Raw genomic sequence first — 13,922 nt, forward strand, 5'->3', positions numbered from 1 at the left:
ATACATAATTCCTTAAAAACTATTCGATATGGAAATTCCGGTTGAACTGAAGTACACAAAAGATCATGAATGGGTGAAGGTTGAAAATGGTGTTGCAGTTGTAGGTATTACCGAGTTTGCCCAGGGAGAGCTTGGCGATATAGTATTCATTGAGATTGAGACCCAAGGGGATACCCTGGACAAGGACGAGGTATTTGGAACCATTGAAGCGGTCAAGACCGTGTCTGATATGTTTATGCCTGTGTCAGGCGAGGTTGACGAAGTTAATTCAAAGCTTGCAGAGACTCCTGATATAATTAACAAGGATCCATACGGGGAGGGCTGGATGATCAGGATCAGGATGTCAGATCCTTCGCAGGTTGATTCGCTTTTGACTGCAGATCAGTACAGGGGCCTGATTGATGCCTGATATCCTTTAACCCGGCCTGAATGCCGGAACCTGGACGGCATTATCCTGAAAGACTTTATTTTTGTTTAACCGGGATAGCGATCAGAGTGTTTTCTTGTATTCCACCTCCTTGTAACCTTCAATGATATCGCCTACCTTGATGTCATTGTAGCCGGTAATATTCAGCCCGCATTCATACCCGGAAGCTACCTCCCTGACATCATCCTTGAATCTCTTCAGGGAGCCGAGTTCTCCTGAGTGTACAACTATCCCGTCTCTTATGAGGCGGATTTTAGTATTGCGGTGGATTTTGCCGTCTTTGACAAAGCAGCCGGCTATTGTTCCTACCTTGGTGATCTTGAAGGTCTCCCTTACCTCCAGGGTTGCAACGACCTCTTCTTTAATCTCGGGCGACAGCATCCCTTCCATTGCGGATTTAATCTCGTTTATTGCATCATAGATGATCGAGTACAACCTGATGTCAATCTCTTCCTTCTCTGCGAGTTTTCTGGCTGCCAGTGACGGCCGTACCTGGAAACCTACTACAATGGCATTTGATGCGGCTGCCAGCAGGATATCCGACTCACTTATCTGTCCAACAGCCTTATGGATTATCCGTACCTGGATCTCATCGGTCGACAGCTTAATGAGCGAATCAGATATTGCCTCGACTGAGCCATCAACGTCACCTTTGACTATTATATTGAGCTCCTGGAAATTGCCTATGGCAATTCTCCTGCCAATCTCATCAAGTGTTATGTGCTTCTGGGTACGCAGCCCCTGTTCACGCTGCAATTGCTCCCGCTTGTTTGCAATGTCCCTTGCCTCCCGGTCGGTAGCCATAACATTGAAGTTATCCCCTGCCTGCGGTGCACCGTTAAGGCCGAGCACCAGTGCCGGGGTTGACGGGGCTGCTTCTTTTATGGGCTTACCCCGTTCGTTGTGCATGGCCTTGACGTGCCCGTAGTGTGTTCCGGCAAGCAGAATGTCGCCAATTTTCAGTGTGCCGGTCTGAACCAGAACGGTGGTGATGTATCCCCGGCCCTTGTCAAGTTCAGATTCGACTACAGTGCCTGATGCCAGTTTTTCGGGATTGGCTTTCAGCTCAAGCAGTTCTGCCTCAAGCAGCACTTTTTCAAGGAGCTTGTCGATGTTGGTCCCGCTCTTTGCCGATATCTCCTGTGACTGGTATTTACCACCCCAGTCTTCTGTCATGAAATTCATGTTCGCGAGCTGTTCCTTGATCTTTTCAGGGTTGGCACCGGGCTTGTCAATTTTGTTTATTGCAAAGACTATCGGTACCCCTGCAGCATGTGCATGATTGATTGCCTCAACTGTCTGGGGCATTACACTGTCGTCGGCTGCGATAACTATTATGGCAATATCCGTTATCCTGGCACCCCTCGCCCTCATGGCGGTAAATGCTTCGTGCCCGGGAGTATCAAGGAAGGTTATTGTTTTACCATTATCAATCTCAACACTGTAGGCTCCGATGTGCTGGGTGATGCCCCCTGCTTCTCCAGCAATCACATTGGCCTGGCGTATAAAGTCCAGAAGAGATGTCTTACCGTGGTCGACGTGACCCATTACTGTTACGATAGGGGAACGATCTGTGAGACTTGCTTCATCGTCATGGTCGTCGTCAAGGTCTATATCCTCCTGAAGATCGGCACTTACGAACTCGGTCGTAAATCCATACTCTTCTGCAACAAGTGCGATGGTTTCAGCATCGAGCCTTTGATTGATAGATACAAAAAGGCCCAGGCTCATGCATGAGGAAATTATTTCATTAACAGGCACATCCATCATCGTGGCCAGCTCGTTGACCGTGACAAACTCTGTTACCTTCAGGGTTTTGCTCTCCATCTCGAGCTTCTCGGACTCTTCCTGCTGTTTCTGGCTCATCATCTCGCGTTTGTCGCGCCTGTATTTCGCTCCTTTTGATTTGCCCTTTGATGTCAATCTGGAAAGTGTGTCCTTTATCTGCTTCTGAACGTCTTCTTCACTGATTTCATGTCTTACCGGTCTTTTCTTACTTTTTCTTAGCTTTGATTTCTTCTGGTCGCCCGCAACAGTACCTGGGGTTTCGGATGGAATGCCCGCATCTGAGGTGTCTTTGCGTATCCGTTTCCGCTTCTTTTTCTTTCCTTTTTCAGTATCGCTTGATGATGCAACAGGTTTTTTCCTCTCCTTTACAGGCAGATCAATTTTACCGATTACAGTGGGCCCGGACAGCTTTTTTACTTTGTGCTTAAAAACGTCATCTTCAGGCAATTCTTTTTCAGGCTCCTTTTTTTCAGGTTCCTTTTTCTCCGGTTCCCTCTCTTCAGTTACTGCATCCGGTTCCTGGTCCTTCTCAGTGACCTCTTTCTTCTCATCCCCGGGCGGCTTAACTTTCTCTTTCTGCTCTTTTTCTGCGGATTTGGGTTTCTTTCCAGGGCGGGTCTTCTGGTTGATGCTGTCAAGATCGATATTCCCAACAATTTTCAAACCAGGTCCCTCCTCTTCTTTTTCTGTGACCTGAGGATCTTCCTCCGGTTCTTCCGGCAAGGGTACTTCTTCCTTAGCCTCTTCTGCAGGTTCATCTTTCTTTTCGACGGGAGGCTTGGCTGTGTCAGGTTCAGCAGGCTTTTTGGCTGCTGTATCTTTTATGAGAACTTCATCAGCACTCTCAGATGGCTCTGTTTCTTCCTCATCAGAGGGCTGCTTTTCTTCATCATCAATGGATATGCTTTCTTTCTTCTCACGGGCAATCCTCAGACTTATCTTTTCAGACTCTTTTTTCACACTGATCTCTGAACTGTATTCCTTCAGCAAAAGGTGGTACTGTTCTTCAGTAACCTTGGTGTTCGGGTTGGCATCAATGTCAAATCCCTTTTTCTTGAGGAACTCAACAATAGTTGATATCCCAAGGTTAAACTCCCTTGCTACCTTGCTAAGTCTTTTTGTAGTGATTACCTCTGACATATTAAAAACCTCTCGTATTTGTAATTCCCCCAAAAGGGGTATTTCGCTTCATTGACAGTTATTCAAATTCCGCCTTTAAAACTTTGACCACTTCCCGGATTGTCTCCTCTTCGAGATCGGTCCTTTTTACAAGATCCTCAACCGGCAGTTCAAGTACACTCTTTGCTGTATCGCATCCAACTGCCTTTAGCTCGTCAATGATCCAACTTTCTATTTCGTCGCCGAATTCATCCAGGTTAACATCTTCTTCATCCTCACCTTCAGTATCCCGGAATACATCTATTTCATACTCGGTTAACTGACCCGCAAGTTTGATGTTGAGACCGCCTTTGCCGATAGCCAGGGATACTTCGTTTGGCTTGAGGAATACCTCGGCCCGCTTTTCATCTTCAACTATTTTAATGGAGCTTATTTTTGCGGGGCTGAGCGACCTGGAAATATAAAGCTGGACATTGGTTGTGTAGTTTATAACATCAATATTCTCATTTTTGAGCTCCCTGACAATGCCATGTATCCGGGAACCTTTCATACCCACACACGCCCCAACCGGATCGATTCGGTCATCATAGGATTCGACGGCAACCTTCGCTCTTTCGCCGGGCACACGGACAATCTTCTTAATGGTTATCAGTCCGTCATATATTTCCGGCACTTCAAGTTCGAAAAGCCTCTCAAGGAAAACAGGAGAGGTTCTTGACAGTATAATAAGCGGTATATTGTTCTTCATTTCAACCTTGATGACCACGGCCCTGATAGTGTCACCCTTTCTGAAGTAGTCGGTCGGGATCTGCTCTGTGCGGGGAAGTATCAGTTCGTTCCCTTCGTCATCGAGAATGAGTATCTCCCGTTTCCATACCTGGTATACATCTCCGGTGACTATTTCGCCGATCCGGTCCTTGTATTTCAGGTAAACATTATTCTTTTCAAGCTCCATGATCCTTGCAGTGAGGTTCTGGCGCAGGGCCAGTATAGCCCTTCTGCCGAAATCTGCAAGTTTTACTTCATCGGTGACTTCCTCCCCCATCTCATATTCCGGATCAATTTTCTGTGCTTCGGAAATCGGTATCTGCAGGTTTGGATCCTCAACGCTTCCGTCCTCCACAACCTCCCTGTTCCTCCAAATCTCAAAATCACCCTTGTCTATATTGATAATAATGTCAAAGTTCTCGTCAGTACCAAAATATTTGATCAGCATGCTTCTGAAAACATCTTCAAGCACGCTCATCATTGTCGCCCTGTCTATGCTCTTCAGCTCCTTGAACTCAGAAAATGGTTCTGTGAGATTCAAATTTTCCATCTTAATTTATCTTTTCCAATTATTTAAATGTTATTACAAGCTTAGCGGTTTTGATGCTGTCAAAGCCGAGTTCACTTTTTACCGGTTTAATTTCAGGCTTTTTCTTATCTCCCTTTATTTTGACGAGCTGTTCAATGATCACACCCTTGCCGCTCAGCCCCGTGAGCCTGCCCCTTATCTTCTTTCCGTCGACTGATAATACCTCCAGCTCCCTGCCAATGTTCTTTTCATACTGGGGTATCACCTTAAGCGGTTCTGACAGTCCGGGTGAGGAGACTTCAAGGTTGAAATCCTCAGCCTCCCTGTCCAGGCTGCTTTCAATAGCCCTTGATAGTTGCACGCACTCCTCCAGGGTGATGCCCTCCTTGCTGTCTGCCAGCACCCTGATGCTGTTGGATGGTGATACATGAATATCCACAAGGAAGAGCCCTGTTCCCTCAGTATGTCTGCAAACCAGCTCCTGTATCTTTTCTTTGCCGATCATTCCGGTACTATCTATTAAAATAGGGGACTTTAGTCCCCTACGTCTTATTACTCTTCAACATTCAACCTGCAAAAATATAAATAATTACCGAAAACACAAAAATATGCGACTGAAAATTAGAACATTTCCCTTAACGAAGGGGATAAATGACAAATCTTACTTATTTTTGCGACTGTATAAAAATGTTAAGCTCTCTGCTCCCGTGGGTCTGCATTAAAACATAAGTTTTCTTTTAATTCAGGTGAGCTTGCCGGTATTTTGGAAGCCTCGGATATGCTTAATGTTTCGGTGTTATCAAAATAGTTAAAAAGTATTTTCTTTGCTACCCGAAAGATACGGAGCAATGTAATTGAATTGTAATTGATAGTTTCAGGCTTAAGGCCTGGATAATAATATGTTAAAAAGATGCATTTTACAGCAGGACAGATAGCGGAATACCTGAAGGGTACAGTGGAGGGGGATAGTGAGGTGACGGTTGATGATGTTTCCAGAATTGAGGAAGGAAGGCAGGGAACCCTGACCTTCCTGTCAAACCTGAAATATGAAAAGTACCTATATACCACTAAGGCATCGGTGGTTCTTGTAAACAGGGAGTTTACGCCCTCAAAAAGATTAGGTTGCACCCTGATAAGGGTTGATGATGCCTACCAGGCCATTGCAGCTCTGCTGCAATTAAGGGAGCAGATGAAACCCGCTCCGGCAGGAGTTACCGAAAACGCTTTTGTAGACAGCTCTGCCATAACGGGCAAAAATGTCTACATAGGCCATTTTTCGGTTATATCCAAAGGTGTTGTAATTGGTGACAGCGTGATAATACATTCCCATTCGTATATCGGGGAGAATGTCACGATAGGTAATAATACCGTTATTCATCCGGGCGTAAAGATCTATCATGATTCCGTTATCGGCAAGGAGTGCACGTTGCATGCAGGTGTTGTGATTGGCAGTGATGGTTTTGGTTTTGCCCCGCAAACCGGCATGAATTACAAGAAGATACCGCAGGTAGGAAATGTGGTTATAGAAGACCAGGTTGAGATAGGCGCCAACTGTACAATCGACAGGGCCATGATCGGTTCTACAATCATAAGGCGGGGAGTAAAGCTTGATAACCTGATACAGGTGGCTCATAATGTTGAGATCGGAGAGAATACTGTAATTGCTGCTCAATCGGGGATTGCCGGATCTACCAGGATCGGTGCAGGATGCATGATCGGCGGACAAGCAGGTATTGTCGGTCACCTTAATATTGCCGATGGTACCAGGATCGCAGCCCAATCGGGTGTTGGTGGCAGTATAAATGAAAAGGACACTACTGTTCAGGGTTCGCCGTCATTCCGGTACAGCAGTTATCAAAGGTCATATGTATTCTTCAGGAAATTGCCACAGATCTACAGCAGGCTTGAGAGAATTGAAAGAGAACTTGGAGAAGCCGGAAACAGGAAAAAGGAGTGAGCTTAGATCAGGTAATAAAATGGTCCGGTTTCTGGTAATGAGAGATCCTGCAGAATCACCGGGCTATGGTAATTTCAGGTAAAAACTGGTACCAGTTTCCTTCGATTTAGTTGAAAATTTGTATATTGCGGAAATTTTTATCAGAATTTCTGTTATAACCACCCAGATGGCAAAAAAACAAAAAACTCTAAATAAGTCGGTTACCTTAAGTGGAAAGGGATTGCATACCGGTGTGAACGTTGACCTTACATTCAGGCCTGCTCCTGTTGATCATGGTTATGTATTCAAAAGGATCGATCTTGACGGTGAACCGGAACTGCATGCATGGGCCGAATATGTTTCTGATACATCGCGTGGAACGACCATTGAAGAGAACGGGGTTAAGGTAGGGACCATTGAACATGTCATGGCTGCGTTGTACGGGCTGGAAATAGACAATATACTCATGGAGATCAATGGCCCGGAGACACCGATAATAGATGGCAGTTCCAAGTTCATAGTGCGCGCCCTTAAGGAAGCGGGTATTGTTGAACAGGAAAAGGAGAAGAACTATTATGAGATAAAAGAGAAGATAGTCTGGGCGGATCAGGAAAAGGGGATTGAGATAGTTATATTTCCTGACGACAGGCTCTCTGTCGATGTTATGATTGACTATAATTCGAAGGTGCTTGGAAACCAGTATGCCTCCCTGTCCGGACTGCAGGATTTTGAAAGTGAGGTTTCTCCGTGCCGGACTTTTGTATTTTTTCACGAACTTGAGTTTCTCCTTAAAAATAATCTTATCAAAGGCGGTGACCTTGAAAATGCAATTGTAATACTCGATAAGGAGGTCCCGCAGGAGGAGCTGGACCGTATTGCCGACCTTTTCAACAAACCGAGGATTAAAAGAAATTCCGAGGGGGTGCTTAACAATGTAGACCTTTACTTTCCCAATGAACCGGCAAGGCATAAGCTCCTGGATATAATAGGTGATTTTGCCCTGATCGGGCGCCCGATCAAAGGAAGGATCGTGGCCAGCCGCCCCGGACACTATGCAAATAACAAGCTTGCCAGGAAAATTAGGCAAATGATAAAGGAAGAGGAGAAAAGGACGGTTTTTCCTGAATATAATCCCAAAGCCAAACCTGTTTTTGACATCAACCAGATAATGGGAATACTTCCCCACAGACCGCCCTTTCTGCTGGTTGACAAGATCATGGCAGTGACCGAATCCACCATCGTGGGAGTGAAAAATGTGACTATGAACGAGGGTTTCTTTGTCGGGCATTTCCCTGATGAACCTGTAATGCCCGGTGTGCTGCAGGTTGAGGCAATGGCCCAGGTCGGGGGTATACTCGTGTTGACATCGGTGCCTGATCCTGAAAAATATTCAACCTATTTTTTGAAAATAGACAAGGTGAAGTTCAAGCGCAAGGTGGTTCCTGGCGACACCCTGGTTTTTCAACTTGAATACCTGGCCCCGGTGCGCAGGGGGATTGTTTATATGTTCGGGCGGGCATTCGTCGGAGATGAGGTTGCCGCGGAAGGGGAACTGATGGCCCAGATAATCAGGAATAAAGAATAATCATAAGCTTAATTAATGAGTAAAACGCTGAATGTAATCAATCCGGATGCGAAGATAGGCAAGGACGTAGTAATAGAGGCATTTACGACCATACAAGGAGATGTTGTTATTGGCGACGGCACCTGGATAGGCCCGAATGTAACAATAATGGATGGTGCACGGATAGGCAAAAACTGCAAAATCTTTCCCGGTGCCGTTATCTCAGCTATCCCACAGGATCTCAAATTCAGGGGTGAGGAGAGCTATGCCGAGATAGGCAATAACTCCATAATCAGGGAGTGCGTTACAGTTAACCGGGGTACTGCCGCAAAGGGCAGAACGGCAGTTGGAAGCAACACCATGCTAATGGCCTATGTTCATGTTGCCCATGACTGTCTGATCGGGAATAACTCGATTCTTGTTAACAGTGTGGGACTTGCCGGCGAGGTTGAAGTTGGAGATTTTGCAATTATCGGCGGCATGACAGCCGTACACCAGTTTTGCAGGATCGGTGCACATACAATGGTTGGGGGAGCCTCAAAGGTAAGGAAAGATATCCCGCCCTTTATTCGGGCATCGCGCGAGCCACTCAGGTATGTTGGAGTTAATGCAATAGGGCTCAGAAGAAGAAACTTCAGTAATGAAACGATTTATGCCATACAGGATGTTTTAAGGATACTCTATCAGAAAGGGCTGAATACTTCGCAGGCAATAGAGAGGATACTCAGTGAACTTCCGCAAAGTAATGAAAGGGATCTTGTCGTGGAGTTTGTCAGGGAATCAACAAGGGGAATAATCAAGGGGTATGATCCTGAAACAGATCCACGGGAGGAAGATGACGCCTGATCAGGCCGAAGATCAGTCCTTATCATGCCAGGCATTCCATCCCTGTGCCTGAAGTGGAATGAACGAACCGTCATGGGTGATCAGGTTGCAATCGCTCTCCCTGTCAGTTATATGTCCGATCGTTCTTATGTCCCGGTTCTCCTTAAGCTTTACAAATTCACCAGGTGATACCGTGAACAGAAGCTCATAGTCCTCTCCTCCGTTCAGAGCTGCAACAAGCGGGGTTATATTGAATTCTGCTGCCAGTTTTTCTGTTTCACTGTGAACTGGAATATGTTCGGCAAAGAGTTTGCATCCGGTACCTGATTCTTTACATATGTGCATGACTTCTGATGAAAGGCCGTCAGATATATCTATCATTGCAGATGGCTTTGCATTATGCTCCCTGAAATACTCAATGATATCGGCCCTGGGTTCAGGTTTCAGCTGTCTTTGCAGCAGGTACTCGTATCCTTCCAGTTCAGGCTGAACCTCAGGATTATTGAGGTATATCTTTTTCTCCCTCTCCAGCAGTTGAAGTCCGAGATAAGCCGCACCCAGATCACCTGAAACACAAATAAGATCATTTTTCTTTGCTCCGTTCCGGTATACGATCCGATTTTTCTCTCCCTCGCCTATTGCAGTGATGCTTATTGCCATCCCGGTTACGGAGGTGGAGGTGTCGCCGCCGGCCAGATCAACATTGTATGTTTCACACGCCAGCTTTATCCCGGCATAGAGGTTTTCTACCTGCTCCAGGGTAAGCTTTGAGGAGAAAGCCAATGATACTATTATCTGCCTCGGCCTGGCATTCATGGCATAGATATCAGAAAGGTTTGCAACAACAGACTTGTATCCCAGATGCTTCATAGGAGTGTAGATCAGATTGAAATGTATCCCCTCCATCAGGATATCACTGGTTACAACTACAAGCTTTCCTCCGTAATCAAGTACGGCGGCATCATCGCCGGGTCCTTTAAGGGTGCTGGGGTTCTTCATCGTGATATCCGATGTAAGATGCCTTATCAGCCCAAATTCTCCCAGTTCTTTTATCTTGTTTTTCTTTTTTTTCATCTTTGGTTTTGAAACAAGCTGTTAACAATTGCGGACAAAATTTGTTACTATTTTACTAACTTTGCACTTATTTAGATTAATTCAATTCGTTTAATCTGATAATTTGGCAAATGCAGGAGCGCCTTTAACGTAACAGGATGCAAAGTTATCAATAAGGCCTGATAAAATAATACGGTTTCATAAATTTATGCAGAACGAACAGGATCAAATACTGAGCGAGGTAACTTCCGGGGAATATAAGTTCGGCTTCTATACCGACATTGAGCAGGATTCCATAGGAAAGGGACTTAACGAGGATGTTGTCAGGACGATATCTGAAAAGAAAAATGAGCCGGAATTCATGCTTGAGTTCCGGCTAAAGGCCTACAGGCACTGGCTTACGATGGAGATGCCCCGCTGGGCCCACCTTGATATTCCAGTGATTGACTACCAGGATCATATATACTATTCGGCTCCCAGGCAGAAAGCCAAACTGGACAGTCTTGATGAGGTCGATCCGGAATTGCTTGAAACCTTTGAAAAGCTGGGTATACCGCTGCAGGAGCAAAAGCAGCTTGCCGGTGTCGCTGTTGATGCCGTTATGGACAGTGTTTCTGTCAAGACAACCTTTAAGGAGACCCTGGCAGAGATGGGGATCATCTTTTGCTCCTTCAGTGAAGCGGTGCGTGAGTATCCTGACCTTGTGAAGCAATATATGGGATCGGTTGTTCCATACACCGATAATTATTTTGCTGCACTTAATTCAGCAGTTTTCAGCGACGGATCATTCTGCTACATACCAAAGGGTGTACGTTGCCCCATGGAGCTGTCCACCTACTTCAGGATAAATGCTGCAAATACCGGCCAGTTTGAGCGTACTCTTATCGTTGCCGAAGACAACAGCTATGTTAGTTACCTGGAAGGCTGCACTGCCCCGATGCGGGATGAGAACCAGCTTCATGCCGCTATTGTGGAAATAGTTGCCATGGAAAATGCTGAAGTGAAGTACGCGACGGTTCAGAACTGGTACCCGGGTGATAAAAACGGCAAGGGCGGCATCTATAACTTTGTCACAAAGCGAGGTATCTGTGAGGGAGATAATTCAAAGATATCGTGGACACAGGTTGAAACCGGTTCGGCGATAACGTGGAAATACCCAAGCTGCATACTCAAAGGAGACAATACCACGGGTGAGTTCTATTCAGTTGCTGTAACCAATAACCATCAGCAGGCTGATACCGGTACCAAGATGATACATATAGGAAAGAACAGCAGGAGCATAATTGTTTCAAAGGGAATCAGTGCCGGGTTTAGCAACAACAGCTATCGCGGACTGGTAAAGGTTTTGCGGGGCGCCGGGAATGCCCGGAACTTCAGCCAGTGTGATTCACTCCTTCTTGGAGATAAATGCGGTGCTCACACTTTCCCTTATATTGAGTCAGACAACCAGAGCGCCATCATCGAGCACGAGGCAACAACCTCAAAGATCGGTGAGGACCAGATATTTTATTGCAACCAAAGGGGAATTTCAACCGAAGATGCCATAGGCCTTATCGTTAACGGTTATGCAAAGGAGGTGCTCAACAAGCTGCCGATGGAGTTTGCAGTGGAAGCCCAGAAGCTGCTGCAGATAAGTCTTGAGGGCAGTGTTGGATGATTGCTGTCTGGGAAAAACCCTTAATTTTTAAAGTGTAAAACTCAAGGAATGTTAATAATCAAGGATTTAAAAGCTTCCATAGAAGGAGAAGAGATACTCAAGGGTGTCAATCTTGAGGTAAAAGCGGGTGAAGTTCACGCCATAATGGGTCCGAACGGATCCGGCAAGAGCACCCTTGCCTCCGTGCTTGCCGGAAGGGATCTGTACCGCGTTGATTCGGGAGAAGTGAGGTACAACGGTGAGGACCTGCTTGAAAAATCACCGGAAGAACGTGCCAAGGATGGGCTCTTCCTGGGCTTCCAGTACCCGATTGAGATACCGGGAGTAAGCATGGTGAATTTTATGAAAACTGCTATTAACGAGATGCGCAGGCACAGGGGTGAGGAACCGTTATCGGCTTCTGAGTTCCTGAAAAAGATGAGGGAAAATAAAGAGCTTGTTGAGATAGATTCATCACTTACCAGCAGGTCGGTCAATGAAGGCTTTTCCGGCGGGGAGAAAAAAAAGAATGAAATATTTCAGATGGCGATGCTGGAGCCTAAACTGGCCATACTGGATGAGACCGATTCGGGGCTTGACATAGATGCCCTCAAGGTGGTTGCAAAAGGGGTAAACAATCTTAAATCTCCGGAAAATGCAATTATTGTGATCACACATTACCAGAGATTGCTGGAATATATAATACCGGACTTTGTCCACATTCTATACAAGGGCCGTATAGTGAGGTCGGGCGGGAAAGAGCTTGCCCTGCTGCTCGAGGAGAAGGGTTACGAATGGGTAAAGAATGAGGAGCTTGAAGGTAAACAGTGATATGACCGGGCAGTCAGCAGCATGGCAGAAAGCCTCTCCTCCGGTTGCCGGGTTTAAAAATGATCGAAATTTGAATTATGAGTACAGTAACCAGCAAAATATCACTAAAGGACCATTTCATCAGCCTTTACAGGGAGAAGTCAGGGGAAATCAATAGTAATTCCTCGGATCTTATGAATTCTTTCAGGGAGGATGCTGTTGAAAGGTTTGCAAAGACCGGACTTCCCCGAAAGGGAAGCGAAAACTACCGTTATGCTGATATTGAAGGTGTTTTCGGCGCCGATCTGGAGAAATATTTTGGCGAAAAGAAAGTAAACTTCAATATCAGGGAGATATTCCATTGTGATGTGCCCGATCTTGAAACAAATCTCCTTCTTCTGGTGAACGGAAGGTTTTATAATAACGGGCAGATGCTCGGCAAGATGCCGGGAGGGATAATTGCCGGCAGCCTGGCACAGGCTTCCAAAGAATATCCGGATCTCGTCAGGAAACATTACGGAAAGTATGCCGGTGATTCGGAAGACGGCCTGGTTTCTCTCAATACGGCTTTTGCCCAGGATGGCATATTCATATATGTCCCCAAAGGGGTCAGCGTTAAAAAGCCGGTTCAGGTCGTTAATATAATGATTGCTGAAAACGATCTTATGACCCAGCACAGAAACCTGTTCATAGCTGAGGAAGACGCTGAGGCAAGGATCGTTGTTTGTGACCATACCCTATCTGCCCACAGGTTCCTCACCAATTCGGTGAACGAGATATATACCGCGGGAGGGGCAAAGTTAAGTCTCACGAGAATTCAGAATGAGCACAACGGATCTTCGCAGGTTACACACACATTCAGCCGGCAGGAAGGAGGGTCGGAACAGTCGGCCATAACCATATCACTGCATGGCGGATTTATCAGGAACAATGTCTATGTCAGGCTTGACGGCGAGCGCGCCGAAAACAAGACCATGGGGCTCTACCTGACCGACAAGGGTCAGTACATAGACAACTTCGTTCACATTGACCATGCGGCCCCCAATTGCTTCAGTAACCAGCTGTACAAGGGAGTGCTTGATGACTATGCATCAGGTTCATTTAACGGTCGTATACTTGTTCGCCGTGATGCACAGAAGACAAATGCATACCAGGCAAACAACAATATTTTGCTGACCGATGATGCAAAGATGTATTCACGGCCACAGCTCGAAATATATGCCGACGATGTGAAATGCAGCCATGGGTCTACAATGGGGCAGCTTGATGAGAACGCACTGTTTTACCTGCGTTCGCGTGGTATTGACCGGCGGGAGGCAAGGTTGCTTCTTATGTTTGCCTTTACACATGAGGTAATTCAGAATATCAAGGTCGACGCTCTCAGGGACAGGATAGACGATCTGGTTGACAAGCGGCTGAGAGGTGAGCTGAGCCGTTGCAACAACTGCGCAATGCAATGCGGGTAAT

General features: G+C 46.1%; 11 protein-coding genes. 7 read left to right on the top strand and 4 right to left on the bottom strand.

Annotated elements, in window-relative coordinates; translation table 11 throughout:
* Positions 1 to 28: 28 nt before the first annotated feature.
* Positions 29 to 409: a glycine cleavage system protein GcvH gene (gcvH, locus tag EA408_04370; protein TVR73544.1), complete on the top strand. Its 381-nt coding sequence runs from the start codon at positions 29 to 31 to the stop codon at positions 407 to 409.
* Positions 410 to 490: 81 nt separating this feature from the next.
* Here gcvH and EA408_04375 read toward each other — a convergent pair whose 3' ends face one another.
* From EA408_04375 to rimP, 3 genes are read right to left on the bottom strand one after another with little or no spacing between them, the layout of a single operon-like run.
* The gene (locus tag EA408_04375; GenBank protein TVR73545.1) at positions 491 to 3,355 is read right to left on the bottom strand and encodes a translation initiation factor IF-2; all 2,865 of its coding nucleotides are present in this window, start codon (positions 3,353 to 3,355) and stop codon (positions 491 to 493) included.
* Positions 3,356 to 3,413: 58 nt separating this feature from the next.
* Positions 3,414 to 4,652: a transcription termination/antitermination protein NusA gene (nusA, locus tag EA408_04380; GenBank protein ID TVR73546.1), complete on the bottom strand. Its 1,239-nt coding sequence runs from the start codon at positions 4,650 to 4,652 to the stop codon at positions 3,414 to 3,416.
* 19 nt (positions 4,653 to 4,671) lie between these two features.
* The gene (rimP, locus tag EA408_04385; protein ID TVR73547.1) at positions 4,672 to 5,136 is read right to left on the bottom strand and encodes a ribosome assembly cofactor RimP; all 465 of its coding nucleotides are present in this window, start codon (positions 5,134 to 5,136) and stop codon (positions 4,672 to 4,674) included.
* A 405-nt stretch (positions 5,137 to 5,541) separates the two neighbouring features.
* Here rimP and lpxD point away from each other — a divergent pair, with 405 nt between their 5' ends.
* From lpxD to EA408_04400, 3 genes are all read left to right on the top strand, one after another.
* Entirely contained in the window at positions 5,542 to 6,588 is a 1,047-nt protein-coding gene (gene lpxD, locus EA408_04390) for a UDP-3-O-(3-hydroxymyristoyl)glucosamine N-acyltransferase (GenBank protein ID TVR73548.1), read from the top strand.
* A gap of 166 nt (positions 6,589 to 6,754) precedes the next feature.
* Positions 6,755 to 8,152: a bifunctional UDP-3-O-[3-hydroxymyristoyl] N-acetylglucosamine deacetylase/3-hydroxyacyl-ACP dehydratase gene (locus EA408_04395; GenBank protein TVR73618.1), complete on the top strand. Its 1,398-nt coding sequence runs from the start codon at positions 6,755 to 6,757 to the stop codon at positions 8,150 to 8,152.
* Between the two features lie 15 nt (positions 8,153 to 8,167).
* Positions 8,168 to 8,977 carry an acyl-ACP--UDP-N-acetylglucosamine O-acyltransferase gene (locus EA408_04400; protein ID TVR73549.1) on the top strand — a complete coding sequence of 270 codons (810 nt, stop codon included), beginning with the start codon at positions 8,168 to 8,170 and terminating at the stop codon, positions 8,975 to 8,977.
* A 12-nt stretch (positions 8,978 to 8,989) separates the two neighbouring features.
* On the opposite strand, the gene thiL is transcribed toward EA408_04400, so the two are convergent.
* Positions 8,990 to 10,030 carry a thiamine-phosphate kinase gene (gene thiL / locus EA408_04405; protein ID TVR73550.1) on the bottom strand — a complete coding sequence of 347 codons (1,041 nt, stop codon included), beginning with the start codon at positions 10,028 to 10,030 and terminating at the stop codon, positions 8,990 to 8,992.
* A 187-nt stretch (positions 10,031 to 10,217) separates the two neighbouring features.
* Between thiL and sufB the strand changes: the two genes are divergently transcribed.
* The 3 genes from sufB to sufD all read left to right on the top strand — a co-directional run bounded on the left by sufB (position 10,218) and on the right by sufD (position 13,921).
* Positions 10,218 to 11,666: a Fe-S cluster assembly protein SufB gene (gene sufB / locus EA408_04410; GenBank protein TVR73551.1), complete on the top strand. Its 1,449-nt coding sequence runs from the start codon at positions 10,218 to 10,220 to the stop codon at positions 11,664 to 11,666.
* Between the two features lie 48 nt (positions 11,667 to 11,714).
* The gene (sufC, locus tag EA408_04415) at positions 11,715 to 12,476 is read left to right on the top strand and encodes a Fe-S cluster assembly ATPase SufC (GenBank protein TVR73552.1); all 762 of its coding nucleotides are present in this window, start codon (positions 11,715 to 11,717) and stop codon (positions 12,474 to 12,476) included.
* A gap of 77 nt (positions 12,477 to 12,553) precedes the next feature.
* Positions 12,554 to 13,921, top strand: a complete 1,368-nt coding sequence (sufD, locus tag EA408_04420) for a Fe-S cluster assembly protein SufD (GenBank protein ID TVR73553.1) — start codon at positions 12,554 to 12,556, stop codon at positions 13,919 to 13,921.
* Position 13,922 lies beyond the last annotated feature (1 nt).

It is taken from the genome of Marinilabiliales bacterium (genome assembly GCA_007695015.1).
Classification (GTDB): Bacteria; Bacteroidota; Bacteroidia; order Bacteroidales; family PUMT01; genus PXAP01.

What these genes read in the sequence shown, in the direction of transcription:
- gcvH (TVR73544.1), top strand. Translation starts at nt 29, where the DNA reads ATGGAAATTCCGGTTGAACTGAAGTACACAAAAGATCATGAATGGGTG.
- EA408_04375 (TVR73545.1), bottom strand. Translation starts at nt 3,355, where the DNA reads ATGTCAGAGGTAATCACTACAAAAAGACTTAGCAAGGTAGCAAGGGAG.
- nusA (TVR73546.1), bottom strand. Translation starts at nt 4,652, where the DNA reads ATGGAAAATTTGAATCTCACAGAACCATTTTCTGAGTTCAAGGAGCTG.
- rimP (TVR73547.1), bottom strand. Translation starts at nt 5,136, where the DNA reads ATGATCGGCAAAGAAAAGATACAGGAGCTGGTTTGCAGACATACTGAG.
- lpxD (TVR73548.1), top strand. Translation starts at nt 5,542, where the DNA reads ATGCATTTTACAGCAGGACAGATAGCGGAATACCTGAAGGGTACAGTG.
- EA408_04395 (TVR73618.1), top strand. Translation starts at nt 6,755, where the DNA reads ATGGCAAAAAAACAAAAAACTCTAAATAAGTCGGTTACCTTAAGTGGA.
- EA408_04400 (TVR73549.1), top strand. Translation starts at nt 8,168, where the DNA reads ATGAGTAAAACGCTGAATGTAATCAATCCGGATGCGAAGATAGGCAAG.
- thiL (TVR73550.1), bottom strand. Translation starts at nt 10,030, where the DNA reads ATGAAAAAAAAGAAAAACAAGATAAAAGAACTGGGAGAATTTGGGCTG.
- sufB (TVR73551.1), top strand. Translation starts at nt 10,218, where the DNA reads ATGCAGAACGAACAGGATCAAATACTGAGCGAGGTAACTTCCGGGGAA.
- sufC (TVR73552.1), top strand. Translation starts at nt 11,715, where the DNA reads ATGTTAATAATCAAGGATTTAAAAGCTTCCATAGAAGGAGAAGAGATA.
- sufD (TVR73553.1), top strand. Translation starts at nt 12,554, where the DNA reads ATGAGTACAGTAACCAGCAAAATATCACTAAAGGACCATTTCATCAGC.